Below are 19,046 nucleotides of genomic sequence, written 5' to 3'. Positions count from 1 at the left end.
AAATATTTTTTTCAATTTAATCATTGTGAAAATACTCGATTTCAAATGGAACTCCTCTATTATTATATTGAGCACCAATTATAGTTCCTAAAATAAAAGGAAATAAAAGTGTCAGAGTAAAATTAAATTTCTATTTTCCGCCAACCTGTTTGCCTACCACGGGCTTTTGGATGAACACGCCGCTTTGTCAGCTTTTCAATTTGCGATTTAAAACGCTCGCTGCCTAGCGCTAAGCTTTTATTCGTCATCTGTCGAATTTCATCAAGTAATGGTTCTTCAAGCAATTCTTGAAATAACCCACGATAACTTGATTGCCGAGATGCTTTAGAATTCCCCAACATTAAATAGAGCGTATGAGGTGTACAAAGTTCGGAAGCTTTTCCTAAAGCATTAATTAGATAACTTGACCAAGCATACTGATCTGGCGACTCAACCATGCCAGCACGAACTGGATTCAATTCGATATAACGGTACAGGGTAAAAAGATAGGTTTCATCATCGACTAGGCACGAGCGATAACGACCTTGGTGAGTTCAATTTCAAAGCGCAACACTTAAAGTAAAAAGCCATCTAAGGCAATTCTGTTAATTTAGTTTTACCACAAACAAAAATGACAGAGACCCTAAATGACTTATATACATTTAACCCCACATGAGCGTTATTGCATAGCCCATATGCACATGGCTAAGTACTCGATTAGACAAATAGCAAGCCGACTCAATCGATCACCGAGCACAATAAGTCGCGAAGTACGTCGCAATAAAGGAATACTCAGTCCATACTGGCATGACTGGGCACAACAATGTGCCGATAAGCGTAAAGCAAAACCAAGGCATGCTAAGCGACGTAACCACGATGTTTTATTTAAGGGCGTTAGCCTTTGGCTAAAAGAAGGCTTGTCACCAGAGATTATTTCTAATCGATTAAGACGTGATTTTAGAAGCCTAAAAATGCGAGTAAGTCCAGAAACCATCTACCAATGGATCATTCGTGACAGCCTTCAGGGTGGAGGGCTACACCGCTACTTAGTTCGAAAACATAAATACCGACGAAAGCAACGCCGAAGCCAACTTAAATGTCAGTTTAAAGATCGTATCTCCATCCATGAGCGACCGAAAATAGTAAGCCAAAAACGCCGTTTTGGCGACTGGGAAGGCGATACTATGGAAGGAGGAAAAAGCAAAGGCGGATTAGCCACTTACGTCGAACGCAAAAGTCGCTACTTGGTAGCCGGTAAAGTCAAAGATGGCTATTCAGCCACCTTTATGCAAACCAGTTGCCAAGCATTTAAGCCCATTTCAGATAACCTTATTAAAACAATCACGGTAGATAATGGTCGGGAATTTGCAGAGTTTAAAACTTTGGAAAAAGAAACGAACAGCAAAGTTTATTTTGCCGATCCATACTCCCCTTGGCAGCGAGGTGTAAATGAAAACACGAATGGATTATTGAGAAGATATTTTCCCAAAGGGTGTAATTTTCATGTGATTGACGATAAGGTAATTGACCAAGTCGTTACAAAATTAAATCATCGACCTAGAAAATGTCTAGATTACAGAACGCCTTATGAAGTCCTTTTTAAAACGAAGACTGTTGCACTTAGAATTTGAATTCACCAAGATTAACAATTTAATTTTACTCTGACACCTTAATTTACACATCAATAAACGAAAATTTTTAATAATCCCATTTACAACGATCTTCATAAATTTCAAGTGGCGAAGTTTTTTCTTTTTTCCAGAAGGGATTATTCGCATAAATTTCAGGATACTTCATAAGTTCAAGGACAATTTTTTCTCTGCAAACGGAAACGTAATAGGCTAAAAAATTAAAACCGTGATCATCATACAATTTTCTATGATCAACATATCCTGAAGTAATATAATCAATTGTAAGTTGGTCATTGTTATAAAGATAGAACAGGGGGGTTATGCGGTCTTTAAACGCTTCCTCGTTTAAATCTAATATTCTATTCATATCCTCAAGAAATGAGCTTCTGTCTTCTTGCTGTAATTCCCTAATATACTCAACATTTCTATAAAACTCTGAACAGATTTGCGGCAAAACCGCATTAGGAGGAAGAGGTAGTTTGTAAGGGAAATCTATATAACATCGACTACTAACTTCACCCCGTTTCTCTAAAACAAACATAGCATGTTTCTCAAAAGATTTTGCATAGCTTAATTGCTGTTTCTGGCCTTCACACGCTACAAGAAACAGAGGCAACATTAGCAGCGATAGACATTTTTTCATAACATCCCTTACATTCTAAATAAACTAATTTTCGGCTTACAACCATCTTTATTACAAGTAACAGTACCAATTCCACCATAACTAGAACTTGAACCATTAACCATCGTATCTATTCCCTCCACAGCCATTTGGTAAACTTTTGATGCTCTGGTGAGAGCATGAGCATGGATGAATTTCGATCCCCCCGTCAAGATGTTACCGATGAGTTTAGATGTAAATGTTGTCTGCAAAATAGATTCTAAATCAGATTGCCATTTGAATCTGACATTTGGAGCATCCAGAATATACACGTCTACATAAGCAGCCAACTGATGGTCATTCACTCCTTTTAATGCTTGAAGATATTTTGATGCAGTCTTGCTTATTTCCTCTAAAATTTCAGTTTTTTCACCTGGGGACAAAGATTTCCAAATTTCTAGACGTTCTCTTCTGATTTGTGACTCTTCAAGAGCTTCGTTAAACAAATAAATTGTCGCCGCCGTAATCGCACCATTTTGGAAACTTCCTCCCGTTGCTTGAGATGTTAAACCTCCCATAGTTACCGTTATCGCTAGAGCTGAAATTCCAGATTCACCTTTTAGTAAACCACGAGTTATCCCGCCTGTGATCGAACTAATAACCGCTGTTGTTAATCCCGTCTTAAATTCACCTCCTCTCAGAGAAGCAATTGCACCTTGAGCAACCCCATGCATTGCAGCTTTACCTAGCCAATTAGCACTGAATAAAGCCCCTCCACCTTCACCACCATGTCCAATTCCAAAAGTTAACGCAGATGACAGACCTCCAATAAATGCCCCTCTCAAAGAACCTGTTTGAATTCCCGAACTGACAAATCCTGCTGCCCAAATATTAAACGCTTCTGAGCCAAGCAAATAACTTTGCCCAAAGAACTCCGCGCCAGCTGGTCCCATCAAATACATTCCCGCCACAGAACCAATCAAACTTAATATTGGGTCAGACGATTGGGAGGCTAGAATCAATAGGGCCATATATGACCCTATTGGTATATCTGTACAGCCCCATGGCAGATCAGCCCGAAGTAGGCTATCTTCGTTCCATTTTGCTTGAAATACCAAAACGAAAGCCGATAAATCTACTACAATTCCCTTTCAAAAGAATTACTAACAACTGAGCTATGTCGAATACCATCCACTCTATAGACGAATTAATCGACCTCTTCAATAATACTTTTCTTGAAACCCGCAATACAAAGCTGGTCTGCTGCGAACCGGAACCGATCTATCGCCCGGCCGATGGCGAATGTGATTATCATCGAATCGTCTTCGCCCACGGCTTTTTCGCCAGTGCATTGCACGAAATTGCCCACTGGTGCGTAGCCGGACCGCAACGGCGTTTACTGGAAGATTTCGGGTACTGGTATGAACCTGACGGACGTTCGGAGGAAAGACAGGCGGAGTTTGAGAAAGTTGAGGTAAAACCCCAGGCTTTGGAATGGATTTTTTCCCGTTCGGCGAATTTTCAGTTTCACTTCAGTGCAGACAACCTCGAAGGCGATGCCCGCCCCAGCGACTCGTTTCAGAATGCCATACTGCGACAGGTTAGAGACTACCTAAACAATGGTTTGCCGGAAGACGCCCGCATCTGGAGTCAGGCGTTGCAAAAACACTTTCGCCCGCAAAGACCGTTGCAAGCGGAAGAATTCAAGCTGGAAGAGCTTTAGTCTATTAAGCGAAGCGGACAAATTAACTTTTTGGCCGAATCCACCACCAGATCAGCAGTGCAATTACGAGCAGCAAGCCGACTTCAAGCAGAGCCCACATATCTATCCTTGTAAGGCCTGCAACAATCGATGATGAATACCGCCGAAAGCGCCGTTACTCATAATCACCACCCTATCTCCTGGCTGACTGGCATTTTTCAGCTGTTCCAGCAAACTGTCATAGTCATTGGCAACCGTCAAAGGTGCAGCAAAGGCGTTTTCATCCAGTTGCCAGTTCCACGCCGGATCAATAAAGGCAAACACCGCATCGGCCTCATCGAAAGCCGCCGGCAGCGTCTGGCTATGCACCCCCATACGCATGGTGTTGGAGCGCGGTTCAAAGACCGCAATCAATCTGCCGGCATCCCCTTCGGCACGCATTTTCGCTTTGGCGCCATTAAGCGTGGTGGTAATCGCGGTCGGGTGGTGTGCAAAATCATCGTAAATTTTGATGCCCTGCGCTTCGCCGATCAGTGTCATCCGGCGGCGGATGCCTTTAAAACGACTTAAAGCTTCCACTGCAATTCTGGAAGGCACTCCGCAATGCACCGCCGCTGCAATCGCACTTAAGGCATTACGCACATTGTGCAGACCGTTTAAAGGCCAGACAACTCTTCCCATGCAGCTGCCTTTGTACAATACTTCAAACTCGCTGCCATCATCCTGATACAAACGGAAACTCCATTCCGCTCCGGCCCCCTGGCGTTCTACCGGCGTCCAGCAACCTTGTTCAATAACCTCATCCAGCGCCGAATCGTCTTTCGGCATCACAATCAAACCGTTACCCGGAATGGTTCTGACCAGATGGTGGAACTGTTTTTGAATATCCGCCAGCGAATCGAATATATCCGCGTGGTCGAATTCGAGATTATTCAAAATACAGGTGCGTGGGCGGTAATGAACGAATTTGGAGCGCTTATCGAAAAATGCGGTATCGTATTCGTCGGCTTCCACCACAAAGAAAGGCGCCTCACCCAAACGAGCGGAAACCCCGAAATTTTCCGGTACACCACCGATCAGAAACCCCGGATTCAAACCGGCATCTTCCAAAATCCACGCGACCATCGAAGCGGTCGAGGTTTTGCCGTGAGTACCGGCCACTGCCACCACCCAACGGTCTTTTAAAATATTCTCTGCCAGCCATTGCGGTCCGGAACGATAATCCTGCTGGGCATTAAGGGTCGCCTCAACCGCCGCATGTCCGCGACTTTTAGCGTTGCCGATCACCACGCAGTCCGGCTCGACTTTCAGAAACTCGCAATCATCATCGGCGCCGACCGCAATTCCTGCCTGCTCAAGCTGTGTACTCATAGGCGGATAAATCTGTTTATCCGAACCGCTGACCTCGATTCCCATCGCTTTAGCCAGCTGAGCGATCCCGCCCATAAAGGTTCCCGCAATCCCCAAAATATGAATTTTCATTAAGCCACCCGGTTTTACGTAAAAGTTTCGTAACCGCTTATTCTACGTCAAGCGTCTGTAAATTGCGCCAAACCTTATTTAAAAGAGAGTTAAGCGGTAAATTCGTTCTCGGAGACGCATAAATAATACCTGTCATTAAACCGCCATCTTTACGTCATTTCCCTGTCACAAACACCCTTTACCATCGAATGAATTTATTTTCACCCGAACAAGGATAAGGTTATGAAATTAAACAAATTAGCATTGGCGATGAGTGCTCTGATCGGTGGTATGGCGCTGACAGGTTGTGATCTTGAAGGCACGGATGGCGCTGATGGAACAAACGGCACCGATGCGGTAGCACAAAGCATTACTCTGGATCAGCAAGGGCGTTATTTGAGCGGTATCTTCGATGAAAGTGCAGCGGAAATCGTCACTTTCGATAAAGAAACTCAGCAAACATTCGTTGTTAACGCCAACTCAGGAAAAGTCGACGTACTAAACACTCAAGACCCAACAAGCCCTACTCTGGTCGAGTCACTAGATATCGCCGCCGACATGCAAACTGCCGGTGACGTCGCCGATGCCGGTGACGTTGGAGCGGCAAACAGCGTTACCGTTCACAACGGCTTGATGGCGGTCGCGATTGAAGCGGATGAAAAGACCGACAATGGCTGGATTGCATTCTATAAGATTGAAGACCTGAGCTATCTGGCTTCCGTGCAAGTCGGAGCGCTTCCGGACATGCTGACCTTTACTCCTGACGGTAACCAGGTTGTTGCGGCGATTGAAGGCGAACCAAACGATGATTATTCCGTTGACCCTGAAGGCCAGGTTTCAGTAATCGATGTAACCTGGGACGGCAGCAATCTGGCAACAAATCTGACACAAGTCGGTTTTACCGATTTCAATGTCGGCAACAGCCGCAATGCGGAACTGCCAGAAGCCAAAATGGTCATCGACGGCTATAACGCTACTGTCGCACAAAGCTTCGAACCGGAATACATCACCATCAGCGAAGACAGCCAAACCGCTTTCGTTACACTACAGGAAAATAACGCTGTCGCAGTGATCGATCTGGCAAACAAAACTGTCGAGCGTATTATCGGCCTTGGTTTCAAAGACCACTCTATTCCAGGTAACGAACTGGATATCAGCCAGAAAGACGGCGTCAACATTAAAAACTGGCCGGTTATGGGTATGTATATGCCTGACACCATCGCCTCTATGACATTCAACGGTCAAACTTATTTATTGACAGCAAACGAAGGCGACGATCGCCAGGACTGGCTGGACAATGTTACCGACCAGGCTTCTTGTGAAGCTTCCGGCTACTATTTCGATGCATCCGATAACTGTATCGACGCTTTCTCTGCCAAAGATTACTACGACAACGACAATGTGACTCTGGTTGATCAGGAAGGCAATCCATTTGCCGCGACCAACGGCGGTTTCGGAGAAGACAACGAGCTATACCGCTTGAAATTCTCTTACCACACGACCGTAGCGAAAAACGGCGGTACCGAATTTAGCAAACTTTACGCCTACGGCGGTCGCTCTTTCTCAATCTACAATGCAGAAACCGGTGAACAGGTCTTCGATTCCGGCAGTGCTTTTGAAACGCTTACCGCTAAAAAATACGCAGAAGACTTCAACAACGACAATGCGGAAAACGCAGGCGATGACCGCTCTGACAACAAAGGTCCAGAACCCGAAGCTTTGACTGTCGGAAAAATCAACGGTCACACCTACGCCTTTATCGGTTTGGAGCGTATGGGCGGAATCATGGTTTACGATGTATCCAATCCATTCAGCCCTGAATTTGTACAATACGTTAACAACCGTGATTTGACCGTTAACCCTGACGACAATACCGACTCTAACAACGACGGAATCAAAGAATACACCGTTGATGCTGGAGACCTGGGGCCTGAAGGATTCAAATTCGTTTCTGCGGAAGACAGTCCTAACGGTAAAGCGATGCTGATCGTCGGAAGCGAAGTCAGCGGCAGCACCACTTTCTACGAAATCAACGTGCATAGCTTCAGCGCCGAGTAATCCTCCTACTCACTCGACCCTTGTAACTTTTGGTTGCAAGGGTCAAATCTTAGCGTCTTTATTGCATCCTCTTCCACCTGACGCTAAACTTTGCGCTATGACAGCCAGCGCATATCAATACATCCGAACCCCTCAAGAATTGCAAACCTATTGCGATTTGCTCCTGCACGATCCGCAAATAGAGTGGATCGCCGTCGACACCGAATTTGTCCGCGTCGATACCTATTATCCGCAACTAAGTCTGATTCAGATTGAGGACAATCAGGGAAAAGCCGTCTTAATCGACCCTCTCGCGATTCAAGAGGACGAAAAAGACGCCAGCATGGACGTTTTGAATCGTATCTGGCAGGCAGAACACATTCTGAAAATATTTCACAGTGCCCGTCAGGATTTGGAAGTGCTGTTCCAACGTTTCGGCTGCCTGCCCGAGCCGATGTTCGACACCCAGATTGCGGCTATCTTTCTCAAGCAGGGAGAAATTGCCGGTTACGCCAGATTATTGGAAGGCTTGCTGAATATCCAAATATCCAAAAGCGAAACCCGCACCGACTGGCATGCCCGTCCATTAAGTGATGCGCAAATCGAATACGCCCTCGACGACGTCCGCTACCTCGGTCCTCTGTATCAGCACTGCCTGCAAAATTTGACTGAGAAAGAATTCGTCGCAGTCAGGGAAGAGTGCTTGAAACTGCTGAACAAAGCGTTGTACCAAGTCGAACCGCATAATGCCTGGCTGAAGCTGAAAGGCACCAAAGGATTCAGTCCGAAACAACTAGCAATCGCCCGTATTTTGGCCGAATGGCGGGAAATTTACGCTATTGAGCACAACCGTCCGAAAAAATGGACACTGAGTGACGACGCCTTGCTTAGCATTGCCAAACGCCCTCCCAAAACCGTTCAGGCTTTGTACAAAGTACCGAATATTAAAGCTTCGTCCGTCAAAGAGTTCGGTTCGGAATGGATTGAACTGATCGACGAGGTCTTTGCGCAATCATCGGAGAGCTGGCCCGAGAAGACACCCAAACCGCTAAAAGCCGATGCACAGCAGGAAGTCGCTCTGCAACTCTGCCTCGCTTATACGCAACAAATTGCGTTGGAATATAAGTTGCATCAATCAAGTCTTTTTCAGCGTTCAGAATTGGTACAATTAATTCAAACTCCGCAAACGCCTGTCTGGAACGGATGGCGCCAGTGCCTGTTCGGAGAAACAATACAGCAGATACTGCTCGGTCAAGCGAGCCTACAATTAGAAAACAATCATCTGCTTGTCAAATACGATCGGTAAAATTCGATCAACCTCATCAGATTAAATCTTCAGTTTAAGGTGTATCGACACCTTGATAACCCTCTAAGGAAACGTTGTGAAAGAGCAAGCGAAAAACGTCCTATATGCTCAGGCCGGCGGTGTAACCGCAGTTATTAATGCCAGTGCGGCCGGTGTAATTGAAACCGTCAAATCCCATCCGGAAGTCTTTGGCAAAGCCTACGCCGCAGTCAACGGTATTAAAGGCGTGCTGGAAGAAGACCTTATCGACTTGGACGATGTCCCTCAAGAACAGATCGAACGCCTTAAATACCAGCCGGGCGCCGCTTTCCAGGCTTGCCGTTTCGACTTGGACCCTCTGGACCACAACCCTGGACAATACCGCCGCGTACTGGAAGTGTTTATCACCTACGAAATCGGCTACTTCTTTTATAACGGGGGCAACGGCTCGATGGTAACCGCTCAAAAAGTCTCCGATTACTGCCGCGAGCACGGCCACCCGGTCACCTGCATCGGTGTCGCCAAAACCATTGATAACGATCTGGCCTTGTCACACTGCAGCCCCGGCTTCGGAAGTGCCGCAAAATATCTGGCTACCAGTTTTATCGAAGCAACACTGGATATTTTGTCGATGCATGAAACCTCAACCAAATTCTTCGTCATGGAAGCCATGGGGCGTAATGTCGGCTGGCTCAGCCTGGCACCCGGACTGGTGAAGGACATCATCCCGGATGCACCTTTAATTGTGCTGCCGGCCGAACGCCCTTTCCGCCAGGAAGCATTTTTAAACCGTGTGAAAGAGCTGATCGAAACCCACGGCTACTGCGTCTGTTCGGTATCCGAAGGTTTAGTTAATCCTGATGGTAGCTATGTGACTATTACCGGCATCGAACACACCACCGAGCAGGACTATACCCAATTAGGCGGCGTCGCCCAAACACTGGCGCATATGGTCTCGACCGAGATCGGCTGTAAAACTCACTGTGCCATTCCCGATTACCTGCAAAGATCGGCCAGCCATATGGTTTCGCAAACCGATTGGCAAATGGCATATGATGCCGGTAAAGCTTCGGTAGAAGCCGCCGTCAACGGCGAGCACGGAACCCTGCCGGTTGTGGAAAAAATCTCTGACGAACCATTAAGCTGGCAGTTCAAAAGTGTGGATCTGCAAGAAGTCGCTAATCTGGAATACCAGGTTCCGGAAGAATTTATCTGTGACAATAGCCTGTGCGTCACAGACGCGGCCTTGGACTACATCCGCCCGCTGATTCAGGGAGAAAGAACACCGCAATTCCTGAATGGTTTACCGCAGATTCAACCGCTTGAATTCAAGACCATCGAACGCCAGCTACCGCCTTTCATTGCACATAAATAAATTTTTATGGGGCGACAGGGAAGAGATTCTCAAGAGCCCTTTGCACTGATTTCTCTTATCGCCAGACACAAAAAAACCCGCTAAAAGCGGGTTTCAAATCTCAAACGAAGATTTCTATTTCTTATTTTGCATGCATTTTGTTAAATGCTTCGATCAAAGCAACCGGCTTTTTCTTTTTGTTGTCTTTATTCAAAACAAACACCAGAGTTTCACCGTTTGGACCGGCACCGATTTCAGTGTACATATAGGAAGGCTCACCCACTTCACGTACGAAGTCCATGTCTTTTTTGCTGTCGAACACGTAGATGCGTCCGTGCTTCATGATTTCGCCGTAGAAAGGCGTTTTAGCTTCCGCTTTACCGTCGATGATCAAAGCTGCCGGGGTTTCAGCACCTTTTTTCTTGTCTTCTTTTGTCAGACCGAACACCACCGTTTCGCCTTTAGGACCGGCAGCAATACGCGTCAAACGGAAAGCCGTTTCACCTACATCCATGAATGATTGATAGGTTGGAAAATCGTAGAAGAAGTAGATACGACCTTCGTGATGCACTTCAAAAAGATCGGTGCCTTTTTCGACAACTTCAGCAACCGGCTGAACTTTTTTAGGGTGAAGCTTTTCAAAGGATTCAATCAAAGCAACCGGCTTTTTCTTTTTATTGTTTTTGTTCAAAACATACACAACCGTCTCACCGTTCGGGCCAGAACCGATTTCAGTGTACATATAGGAAGGCTCGCCCACTTCACGTACGAAGTCCATGTCTTTTTTGCTGTCGAACACGTAGATGCGTCCGTGCTTCATGATTTCGCCGTAGAAAGGCGTTTTAGCTTCCGCTTTACCGTCGATGATCAAAGCTGCCGGGGTTTCAGCACCTTTTTTCTTGTCTTCTTTTGTCAGACCGAACACCACCGTTTCACCTTTAGGACCGGCAGCAATACGCGTCAAACGGAAAGCCGTTTCACCTACATCCAGGAAAGATTGGTAGGTTGGAAAATCGTAGAAGAAGTAGATACGACCTTCGTGATGCACTTCAAAAAGATCAGTTCCTTTTTCAGCCACTGGAGCTTGTTTTGGCGCTGGATCGGTGAAAGTTGGAGCGGAAATTTCAGGCTTGCTTGGATCTACCGCAACTTGAGCAGTGGTTTCGACTTTAGCCGCTTGAGCCTCAGTAGACTGCTGAACCGGTTGAGTTTGGCACCCAGCTAGTGCGATCGCGCCAGCAAGCGCGCCTAAAGTAAATAATGAACGCATAGGTTAAATTCCTTTCTTTCCTTAAAACTCCCGATCACAGCGACCGGAGTATGGATATCAAATAACGCCTATATTCTAAAAACGGTAGTTAACAGAAAAATAACAGCTTTATTACGCTTTTATGACACTCCGATTGCATCAACAAAATTTCTCAACGATGCCGTGAAACAAAAATAGACAAAATAATTTCTCTTTTAATGCATCCATTTTCTTTTACGTAGCGTAAAGGTTAATGAGACCGGCTGAAACAGCACATTTTTATTAACCCGGCCGGTCCGATGTTTAAAACCTATTGGGAGACAACTTATGAAAAGCATGAATCGTTCAATGACTATTTTGGCCATTTCTTCACTTTTAATGCTGGGCAGCTTTTCCGCTCAGGCTCAAACCGGTAACCCGTTCGGATTTCAAATGATGAATCACGGACAAGTTGCCATGTCCGACACACCTGAGGAAGGGAAATGCGGTGCGGCTAAATGCGGTGCCAGCAAAACCGAAGAGAGCAAATGCGGTGCAGCTAAATGTGGTTCAAGTAAACCGGCAGAAAGCAAATGCGGTGCTGCCAAATGTGGTGCCAGTAAATAAATCCAACCGGTTTTCCGCCTCCAATGCGGCGGGAAGCCGGCTTCTTGCCTGTTCCGACAGGCGTTCGCCGAATGTTTGCGAAGTAAAACGGTGATATTCGGGGAATGCTTGAAAAACGACCTATAATGCATAGGCAAATACGCTAAATGGAGAAGCAACAAATGCTTGAAGAAGAGCCGTTAATTCGACTTTTATCCGCCTGTGCCGAAGGTCGCCAAGAGGCTTTCAAAGAGCTATACGATCTGGCTTCGCCAAAACTACTCACTTCCGCACTCTATCTGTTAAAGGAAAGAGGTTTGGCCGAGGAAGCTTTACAGGAAACGTTTGTGCATATCTGGTACAAGGCATCCGATTATGTTGCAGACAAGGGACACCCCTTTGCCTGGATGGTTACCATTCTGCGCAACCGCTGTCTGGATATTTTGCGGAGAGAAAGCCGTCATCAAAACAAGATTAGAGCCGTGGAAACAGATCCGCTGCAAACACCCGACATCAATGACTCTGTCGTTGAAGATTGGAATTCGCTGGATCCTTTTGAACTGCGCCTGCTGCAAGAATGTCTGCAGCAGCTGCAGAAAGAACAACGAAAAAGTTTACTCATGGCTTATTACTACGGTTTTTCCCATTCGGAAATGGTTGAAAAACTTCAACGCCCTTTAGGCACGGTGAAATCATGGATTCGCCGCGCCATGCAAAGCGTCAGGGAGTGTATGCAAAAATGAATTACCAAGAGCCGCAATTACAACAAGCCCTCTGCAACGATTATGTCATGGGCTTGATGGGCACGACAGCGCAAAAACGCTTCCGCAGACTGCTCATTCAATTCCCGCAATTAGCCCATAGACTGGATGCAACCCAGGCAAAATGGAATCTGCTGGCTCTATCCGTTGAGGATACCCAGCCTTCCCATCGAGTATGGAATCAATTAGAAAAACGCCTATTCCGCCAGCGCTATAACGAACAACTCACGCCTGCCGAATTACGTAACCGCCGCAATCGCCGCTTTGCTTATACATGGGCGATGGCCGCCTCGCTGTTTAGCGTCTCTTTACTCACCTATATCTGGCAAACGCCGGGCGTTACCCAGCCGCAGATGCTGGCTTTGGTTCAAGACAGCCAACAGCAAGACGGCTGGTTGCTGCAATTTACGGATAGCGGCTTGCTTAACGTCAAAATTCTACGCGACCATCCGCTGCAGAATAATCAGGATTACGAACTGTGGATGATTGCATCGGATTTGAAAACGCCGCAATCCATGGGGATTCTGCCACAAAACGGTAAAACCTCTCTGCGTCTGTCCGAGCAAATCAGAGCACATCTCGGCAAAGCGCATACCTTTGCCGTAACCGTCGAGCCTAAGGGCGGTTCACCGACAGGGCAACCGACCTCTAAACCGATCTACCTGGGTAGCGCGGTACGGATATAGACCCGGTGTTTCCGAACAGGAGAAAGGAGGAAATCATGCTGTTTAAATCAGACTATATGACTGCCGAAAAACGATACGGCAATCTAAGCAAGATCGTTTTTACCATCGGCCTCCTGTTTCTGTTTTCACCAGCCCAGGCACAAGTCGCTTGGCAAGATTACAACCGGGCCAGCTTCGAACAAGCCGAGCAGGAAAACAAGTTGCTCCTGCTCGATCTGAAAGCCAACTGGTGCCACTGGTGCCATGTCATGGACCAGAAAACCTATGCCGACCCGCAAGTGATTGAGGAGTTAAATGAGCACTATGTTGCCATGAAGGTCGATCACGACGCACGCCCCGATCTGGCAGAGCGTTATCGGGACTGGGGCTGGCCGGCAACCATTATTTTGACACCCGACGGAAAAGAACTGCATAAACAAGCCGGTTTTATCCAGGCCGAACGCTTCCTGACGTTGCTGAAAAACATGCGGAGTAACCCGCAAACTTATGACAACACCCTTTCTTTCCCGAATAAGCTAGCGGAATCGGCTGAGATCGTTCCCAAACTAGAAAAAGAATTGCAGCGCCGTCACCTTTCAAGCTTCGATCCGAAATACGGCAGTCTAAAGCTGGCACAGAAATTTATCGATCCGGAAGCGGTTTTATGGGATCTAAAACTTGCCTCCGACGGCGATTCAAAGGCTCGACAGCGAGTGATTCTGACCTTGAATAATGCTTTGGCATTAATCGATCCCGTGTTCGGTGGCGCCTATCAGTACTCCACACACGGCGACTGGCAGCATCCACACTATGAAAAAATCATGGCGGTACAAGCCAACTATATGTTGGTCTACTCAACCGCCTATAAACAACTGAATAATCCTGAATATCTTCAAGCAGCGCAATCAATCGCTTCCTACCTGAACCGTTTTCTAAGCGATGCTAATGGAGGGTTTTATACTTCTCAGGATGCCGATTTAAAACAGGGCCTCAAAGCGCACGAATACTTTCAATCCGATCTGTCATCCCGTTTGGAACAGGGAATCCCAAAAATCGATAAGCATCAATATAGCGCTGAAAACGGATTGGCGATCGATGCCTACTTGCATTTATACGATGCCAGCGGGCAGAAACAGTATTTGCAACGTGCCGAACAGGCGCTTAGATGGGTGGAACAGTCACGACGCCTGGGACGCGGCGGCTATCGCCACGGACGGATTGATTATGCGGGTCCCTATCTGGCCGACACATTGAATATGGGAATCGCCTGGTTGCATCTTTATCAGATCGAACAAAAACCAGCTACGCTCAAAAAGGCCCAGATGGCAGAGGAGTTTATTCAGCGATATTTCCGTCATCCGCAAGGCGGTTTAGTAAGCGCGGTTGACAACGGTACACCTATTACGCCCTTGCCACAGCTGGATCAGAACATTCGCGCCGTGCGCTTTCTACTTCATCTGTATCGCCTAAAACCTTCCGCCTCGACGCTGGAATTAGCGGAACACATTTTGCGTTATTTGAATACAGCGGAAATTGCTCTGTCGCGACTGACCGATGCAGGAATATTGTCGATCAATGAAGATTACCGACAAATAATCAAGAAGAACTTTGTAAGTGAATAGAATCAGGTGGGTGGAAGGTCATTAGCGATCTCGACTAAATTATGATCCGGATCGCGAACATAAACGGAACAGATTGGCCCTGAAGCGCCAGTTCTTTGCACAGGCCCCAATTCAACTCGAACGCCATGCCTATCCAGATGCATCAAAATGGTGTCCATTTCCGTCTGTGTGAAAAAACACAAATCGGCTGCTCCTGGACAAGGCGTACAGGCTTTCGGTTCAATCTCTTTTCCTAAAGCGTGCAAGTTGATTTTCTGGTTGCCGAACTTCAAGGCAATTCTGCCTTTGTTGTAAGTAATCACTTCAAACCCCATCACCGAATGATAAAACTCAACGGTTTTAGGAATCGATTTTACGGTCAGAACCAAATGATCGATATGACTGATTTTAAGCATCTTCATCCACCTAATCGTAAAGATATAAAACACCGTTTCGGCACAGCATAACGCTTTACCAAGCCCAAAGTTATTGAGGTTTTATTTATTTTTAATGAAAAGGTTCTGTATTTTCGGCGAGCGATGTTAACTTAACTTGCCGACAAACCATCATAAAACAGATACTGCTTAGACCACTTATCTCCAATCAAATAGTGACCCTGACAATCTTGCTGGGAAATAGTCTACAAAATTTGCCTTTTTAAAAGGTTGGCTAATTAAAATAGCATTAAAAGCAATTAAATAAGATACGTATTTTTTATTACACTGGATCAAATAATTTTTTAATCTGATCGCGAAAAGAGAACTTTACCTACCAAAAATCATTGTTGAAACGCGAGTTACACCGAACTATGCGAACGCATGTAATCGATAAACAAACGAATACGATAAGGCAATTCTTTGTGAAACGGATAAACGATATTGACCGCAAACGGTGTGGAAACATCAGGAAGGACTCGCACCAGACGCTTATCATCCAACTCCTTCTGCACTAACACTTTTGGAAAAAACAGCAGACCTTTCCCTCGGCAAGCCATCTGCACCAAGATCTCTTCACTGTTGCTTTCAAAATTGCCGTTCACCCGCAAGTTTTCGACCGTGTCCAACAGACTCCCCCAGTTATAAGGCTGCGACATCGCAGTGTAAACCAGGCAGCTATGTTCCTTTAAATCGGCGACTTTTTCCGGTGTTCCATGGTTTTTTAGATAGGACGGCGATGCATAAACGCCCAGTTCGGTCGTTCTTAAAACTCGCGAGCGCAAGGTAGAATCTTCCAATGGACCGAAACGAAATGCCAGGTCATAGCCCCCTTCCACCAAAAATTCATGCTTACCGTCCATAATTAAAGCGATGCGGACTTTCGGATAGAGCTGGAGAAAACGCTCAATCGGCTCAACCAGATAGAGGTTACTGAAAAGGCTGGAAGCTGCGATGCGAATTTCACCGGAAGCGACACCTTGAAGCGTATCCACCTCTTCCCGCACACTCTGGATGGAGTTCAACCAATCGACACAATGGTTGTAGACCAGACGACCGGCTTCGGTGACGTGAGTACTTCGGGTACTGCGAATCAGTAAGTCCGCGCCCCACATGCGCTCCATACGAGACAACACCCGACTGACATTCGCTTTGGACATGCCGAGTTGATCTGCCGCTTTGGTAATACTCCCCAACTCGACCACCAACATATAAACTTCAGAATCTCTGGATTGCTTTAACATCGAAATTTTTGAACTGAAAAATGCTATTTTACCACGCCGCCACAAGCGGTTTGATGACAGCGAGACCTTTATTTAAAAGGCCTTCCGGATAAATCTAAACACAAATTTTTCAGCTATAGCAAAAAAAGCACCAAATAGGGTTGCATTATTTTTACCAACCCCTATAATACGCCCCATCGAACAGCAACGGTGCTTACCAAGAGCAACCAGTTCGACACTACAAATTGACGCGGGGTGGAGCAGCTTGGTAGCTCGTCGGGCTCATAACCCGAAGGTCGTAGGTTCAAATCCTGCCCCCGCTACCAAATTCCAAAAAGCCGGAATTCATTAAGTTGAATTCCGGCTTTTTTATTGCCTTAGCATTTTAATTTCTAATACTCAAAGTAAGCCATTTCTATTTTCAACTCGTCCGCTTTTTTCGCCATTGCCTGTGCAGACTCGGTGCTTTCCCGAGCTAAACCGGCGTTTTGCTGCATGAGATGTTCGACTTCGGCCAAGTCATGGTAAGCCTGGGAAGTTTCCTGCGCCTGCGAAACCGAGTTACGGGCGATTTGTTGAATCTTGTCACTCACGGATTGAATGGATGAGTTAATCTGATTCAGCATCGATCCGGACTCATCAGCCAGGGTGCTGCCCTCGTTAACTCTTAAAACGGTTTCTTCAATCAGATTTTTAATATCCTTGGCCGCTTGAGCTGACTTTTGCGATAAAGCACGAACTTCACCGGCAACAACCGCAAAACCGCGCCCGTGCTCCCCTGCCCTGGCAGCCTCTACTGCGGCATTCAAGGCCAATAAATTGGTTTGAAAGGCAATGCCATCTATCAAAGAAACAATCTCCGAAATTTTATGGCTGGATTCTTGAATCGCCTGCATTGCATGCACCGTATTATTCATTACCTGAACACCCTGGTTACTCTGCATTTCAACCTGCCCGGCAATTTTAGCGGCATCCGAAGCATCTTCAGAATTCTTCTCTATGCGTTGATTTGTCTGCTTCATCAACTCGGAGGTCTGTTGAAGACGTGAAGTACTTTCCTGCACCAACTTGCTCAAACTTTCCGAGTGATCTGCAATACTCCTCGATGCATCCTTAAACTGACCTGCGGAGAGGTCAACATTTTGAATCACGCCACTTAACTTGTGGCACATGGTTTTAATACCCTGACTCAAAAGTTGAATATTTTTGTCGTACATCGTCGCGCAACTACGCTTATGAGGCTGCATTTTCTGGTCTAAGTGTCCGTTGGAAACCGATTCTATAACCTCGCTGGCATCCAAAATCACTTGATCCAACATCTGCGTGTTGGGATTTGAGCCGATATCAGTTGCATATTTAATCACTTTGACAACTTCACCTACAGCATTGAAAATCGGGTTATAGCTCGCTTCCAGCCAAACATCCCCCCCATTCTTATCAAAACGCTGAAAAGTCCCTGAAAAGGCTTCTCCTTGGCCTAAACCCTGCCAAAATTTTTGATATTCTTCGGACATAGCATATTTAGGATCCGCAAACATTTTATGATGCTGCCCTTTAATCTCATCTAAAGAATAGCCCATCGTTTGTATGAACATTTCATTCGCATCAAGAATATAACCCCTAGGATCAAATTCGATCACGGCCATCACTTTCCGAATGGCTTCAATCTGGGCTTTAGCATCTAATTCGGCTTCAACCTTTTGCGTTATATCAGTCGCAAACTTAATAAACTTACTCAATCGATTTTGCTCATCGAATACCGGGTTATAACTGGCTTCCAACCAGAGAATCTGACCGTGCTTTTTACGACGCTTAAAACGGCCGGAAACAGGTTCTCCTTGCGCCAAACGCTTCCAAAAAAGTTCATACTCAGACGAACCGGCATCATCAGCAGAAAGGAAAATACGGTGGTGCTTACCCTGAATTTCTTCAAGGCGGTAGCCAACTGCTTCCAGGAAATTATTGTTTGCACTGAGAATATGGCCTTGTAAATCGAATTCAATGATTGCCATAACTCGATCCAAGGCATTTAATCTTTGCTGCTGAGAATTAAGCCGGTTTTGCAATTCTTGCACAGTGTTTTTAAGCTGGGTATTAAACATTAAATCCTTGGAGCCTCTTCATAATCGTCTTCATAATCGTCTTCATGCACTACGGTTAACGCAGTTTTTGCCAAAAACTTTAGCTCGCTCATTCAGCAAAGCCCACTCTAAAAATAGAAGAACCACATACCATTCATCACAATAAAACCGCCGATAAAAACATTAATCCATTGATTTCAAAAGCTTTTTAAATTCGAATAACCAATACTTAAAAGTACGATACTCTCTAGTGAAATACTCATTTCATTGCGCTCACTCAAAAGTACGCATACGTCTAATTTTGTATGCTGTATTTTTCCTTTCACTCCAAAGCCCTTCTTAACAAAACGCCATAAACGTACTCTATAACAACTTATTTATATCAATAGAGTATATT

17 protein-coding genes and 1 tRNA gene are annotated in these 19,046 nt (G+C 45.8%); 10 read left to right on the top strand and 8 right to left on the bottom strand.

Features of this window, described 5'->3' with window-relative positions; all coding sequences use genetic code 11:
* Positions 1–122: 122 nt before the first annotated feature.
* On the bottom strand, positions 123–458 hold the full coding sequence (locus H8792_RS11615; protein ID WP_185979136.1) for a hypothetical protein: 336 nt from the start codon (positions 456–458) through the stop codon (positions 123–125).
* A 168-nt stretch (positions 459–626) separates the two neighbouring features.
* On the opposite strand from H8792_RS11615, the gene H8792_RS11610 reads away from it, so the two are divergent.
* Positions 627–1,610 (top strand): IS30 family transposase, encoded by a 984-nt coding sequence (locus H8792_RS11610; RefSeq protein WP_185979135.1) that lies wholly within the window; start codon positions 627–629, stop codon positions 1,608–1,610.
* Positions 1,611–1,677: 67 nt separating this feature from the next.
* On the opposite strand, the gene H8792_RS11605 is transcribed toward H8792_RS11610, so the two are convergent.
* Entirely contained in the window at positions 1,678–2,253 is a 576-nt protein-coding gene (locus H8792_RS11605; RefSeq protein ID WP_185979134.1) for a hypothetical protein, read from the bottom strand.
* An 8-nt stretch (positions 2,254–2,261) separates the two neighbouring features.
* On the bottom strand, positions 2,262–3,242 hold the full coding sequence (locus H8792_RS11600) for a hypothetical protein (protein WP_185979133.1): 981 nt from the start codon (positions 3,240–3,242) through the stop codon (positions 2,262–2,264).
* Between the two features lie 146 nt (positions 3,243–3,388).
* Here H8792_RS11600 and H8792_RS11595 point away from each other — a divergent pair, with 146 nt between their 5' ends.
* Complete coding sequence (locus H8792_RS11595; protein WP_185979132.1) at positions 3,389–3,934, top strand: elongation factor P hydroxylase; 546 nt, start codon at positions 3,389–3,391, stop codon at positions 3,932–3,934.
* Positions 3,935–4,036: 102 nt separating this feature from the next.
* Here H8792_RS11595 and mpl read toward each other — a convergent pair whose 3' ends face one another.
* On the bottom strand, positions 4,037–5,395 hold the full coding sequence (mpl, locus tag H8792_RS11590; RefSeq protein WP_185979131.1) for a UDP-N-acetylmuramate:L-alanyl-gamma-D-glutamyl-meso-diaminopimelate ligase: 1,359 nt from the start codon (positions 5,393–5,395) through the stop codon (positions 4,037–4,039).
* 222 nt (positions 5,396–5,617) lie between these two features.
* Here mpl and H8792_RS11585 point away from each other — a divergent pair, with 222 nt between their 5' ends.
* From H8792_RS11585 to H8792_RS11575, 3 genes are all read left to right on the top strand, one after another.
* Positions 5,618–7,432, top strand: coding sequence for a choice-of-anchor I family protein (locus tag H8792_RS11585; RefSeq protein ID WP_185979130.1), 1,815 nt, complete (start codon positions 5,618–5,620; stop codon positions 7,430–7,432).
* A gap of 97 nt (positions 7,433–7,529) precedes the next feature.
* Positions 7,530–8,717, top strand: coding sequence for a ribonuclease D (rnd, locus tag H8792_RS11580; protein ID WP_185979129.1), 1,188 nt, complete (start codon positions 7,530–7,532; stop codon positions 8,715–8,717).
* Positions 8,718–8,793: 76 nt separating this feature from the next.
* A complete protein-coding gene (locus H8792_RS11575) occupies positions 8,794–10,071 on the top strand; it encodes a 6-phosphofructokinase (RefSeq protein ID WP_185979128.1) in 1,278 nt (425 codons plus the stop codon).
* Between the two features lie 121 nt (positions 10,072–10,192).
* On the opposite strand, the gene H8792_RS11570 is transcribed toward H8792_RS11575, so the two are convergent.
* Positions 10,193–11,320, bottom strand: coding sequence for a hypothetical protein (locus H8792_RS11570; protein WP_185979127.1), 1,128 nt, complete (start codon positions 11,318–11,320; stop codon positions 10,193–10,195).
* Positions 11,321–11,626: 306 nt separating this feature from the next.
* On the opposite strand from H8792_RS11570, the gene H8792_RS11565 reads away from it, so the two are divergent.
* From H8792_RS11565 to H8792_RS11550, 4 genes are all read left to right on the top strand, one after another.
* Positions 11,627–11,905 (top strand): HvfA family oxazolone/thioamide-modified RiPP metallophore, encoded by a 279-nt coding sequence (locus H8792_RS11565; protein WP_185979126.1) that lies wholly within the window; start codon positions 11,627–11,629, stop codon positions 11,903–11,905.
* Positions 11,906–12,051: 146 nt separating this feature from the next.
* On the top strand, positions 12,052–12,627 hold the full coding sequence (locus H8792_RS11560; RefSeq protein ID WP_185979125.1) for an RNA polymerase sigma factor: 576 nt from the start codon (positions 12,052–12,054) through the stop codon (positions 12,625–12,627).
* The gene (locus tag H8792_RS11555; protein ID WP_185979124.1) at positions 12,624–13,331 is read left to right on the top strand and encodes an anti-sigma factor; all 708 of its coding nucleotides are present in this window, start codon (positions 12,624–12,626) and stop codon (positions 13,329–13,331) included. The genes H8792_RS11560 and H8792_RS11555 overlap by 4 nt, the downstream gene beginning before the upstream one ends.
* Before the next feature lie 35 nt (positions 13,332–13,366).
* Positions 13,367–14,932 (top strand): DUF255 domain-containing protein, encoded by a 1,566-nt coding sequence (locus tag H8792_RS11550; RefSeq protein ID WP_185979123.1) that lies wholly within the window; start codon positions 13,367–13,369, stop codon positions 14,930–14,932.
* Positions 14,933–14,934: 2 nt separating this feature from the next.
* Here H8792_RS11550 and H8792_RS11545 read toward each other — a convergent pair whose 3' ends face one another.
* Together H8792_RS11545 and H8792_RS11540 are read right to left on the bottom strand one after the other, a co-directional pair.
* Complete coding sequence (locus H8792_RS11545) at positions 14,935–15,327, bottom strand: VOC family protein (RefSeq protein WP_185979122.1); 393 nt, start codon at positions 15,325–15,327, stop codon at positions 14,935–14,937.
* 380 nt (positions 15,328–15,707) lie between these two features.
* The gene (locus H8792_RS11540; protein WP_185979121.1) at positions 15,708–16,589 is read right to left on the bottom strand and encodes a LysR family transcriptional regulator; all 882 of its coding nucleotides are present in this window, start codon (positions 16,587–16,589) and stop codon (positions 15,708–15,710) included.
* 228 nt (positions 16,590–16,817) lie between these two features.
* On the opposite strand from H8792_RS11540, the gene H8792_RS11535 reads away from it, so the two are divergent.
* Positions 16,818–16,894 (top strand) — tRNA-Met (locus tag H8792_RS11535).
* Positions 16,895–16,960: 66 nt separating this feature from the next.
* Here H8792_RS11535 and H8792_RS11530 read toward each other — a convergent pair.
* Positions 16,961–18,580: a methyl-accepting chemotaxis protein gene (locus H8792_RS11530; protein ID WP_185979120.1), complete on the bottom strand. Its 1,620-nt coding sequence runs from the start codon at positions 18,578–18,580 to the stop codon at positions 16,961–16,963.
* Positions 18,581–19,046: the final 466 nt, after the last annotated feature.

Source organism: Thiomicrorhabdus heinhorstiae, assembly GCF_013391765.2.
Lineage (GTDB): Bacteria > Pseudomonadota > Gammaproteobacteria > Thiomicrospirales > Thiomicrospiraceae > Thiomicrorhabdus > Thiomicrorhabdus heinhorstiae.
Note: the sequence above shows the minus strand (reverse complement) of the source record. Positions and strands in the feature narration are given on the sequence as shown.

Excerpts from the sequence above, each read along its gene's own strand:
- H8792_RS11530 (WP_185979120.1), bottom strand. The coding sequence starts at position 18,580 with ATGGCAATCATTGAATTCGATTTACAAGGCCATATTCTCAGTGCAAAC.
- H8792_RS11570 (WP_185979127.1), bottom strand. The coding sequence starts at position 11,320 with ATGCGTTCATTATTTACTTTAGGCGCGCTTGCTGGCGCGATCGCACTA.
- H8792_RS11555 (WP_185979124.1), top strand. The coding sequence starts at position 12,624 with ATGAATTACCAAGAGCCGCAATTACAACAAGCCCTCTGCAACGATTAT.
- H8792_RS11610 (WP_185979135.1), top strand. The coding sequence starts at position 627 with ATGACTTATATACATTTAACCCCACATGAGCGTTATTGCATAGCCCAT.
- H8792_RS11545 (WP_185979122.1), bottom strand. The coding sequence starts at position 15,327 with ATGCTTAAAATCAGTCATATCGATCATTTGGTTCTGACCGTAAAATCG.
- rnd (WP_185979129.1), top strand. The coding sequence starts at position 7,530 with ATGACAGCCAGCGCATATCAATACATCCGAACCCCTCAAGAATTGCAA.
- H8792_RS11605 (WP_185979134.1), bottom strand. The coding sequence starts at position 2,253 with ATGAAAAAATGTCTATCGCTGCTAATGTTGCCTCTGTTTCTTGTAGCG.
- mpl (WP_185979131.1), bottom strand. The coding sequence starts at position 5,395 with ATGAAAATTCATATTTTGGGGATTGCGGGAACCTTTATGGGCGGGATC.
- H8792_RS11600 (WP_185979133.1), bottom strand. The coding sequence starts at position 3,242 with ATGGCCCTATTGATTCTAGCCTCCCAATCGTCTGACCCAATATTAAGT.
- H8792_RS11585 (WP_185979130.1), top strand. The coding sequence starts at position 5,618 with ATGAAATTAAACAAATTAGCATTGGCGATGAGTGCTCTGATCGGTGGT.
- H8792_RS11595 (WP_185979132.1), top strand. The coding sequence starts at position 3,389 with ATGTCGAATACCATCCACTCTATAGACGAATTAATCGACCTCTTCAAT.
- H8792_RS11550 (WP_185979123.1), top strand. The coding sequence starts at position 13,367 with ATGCTGTTTAAATCAGACTATATGACTGCCGAAAAACGATACGGCAAT.
- H8792_RS11560 (WP_185979125.1), top strand. The coding sequence starts at position 12,052 with ATGGAGAAGCAACAAATGCTTGAAGAAGAGCCGTTAATTCGACTTTTA.
- H8792_RS11565 (WP_185979126.1), top strand. The coding sequence starts at position 11,627 with ATGAAAAGCATGAATCGTTCAATGACTATTTTGGCCATTTCTTCACTT.
- H8792_RS11540 (WP_185979121.1), bottom strand. The coding sequence starts at position 16,589 with ATGTTAAAGCAATCCAGAGATTCTGAAGTTTATATGTTGGTGGTCGAG.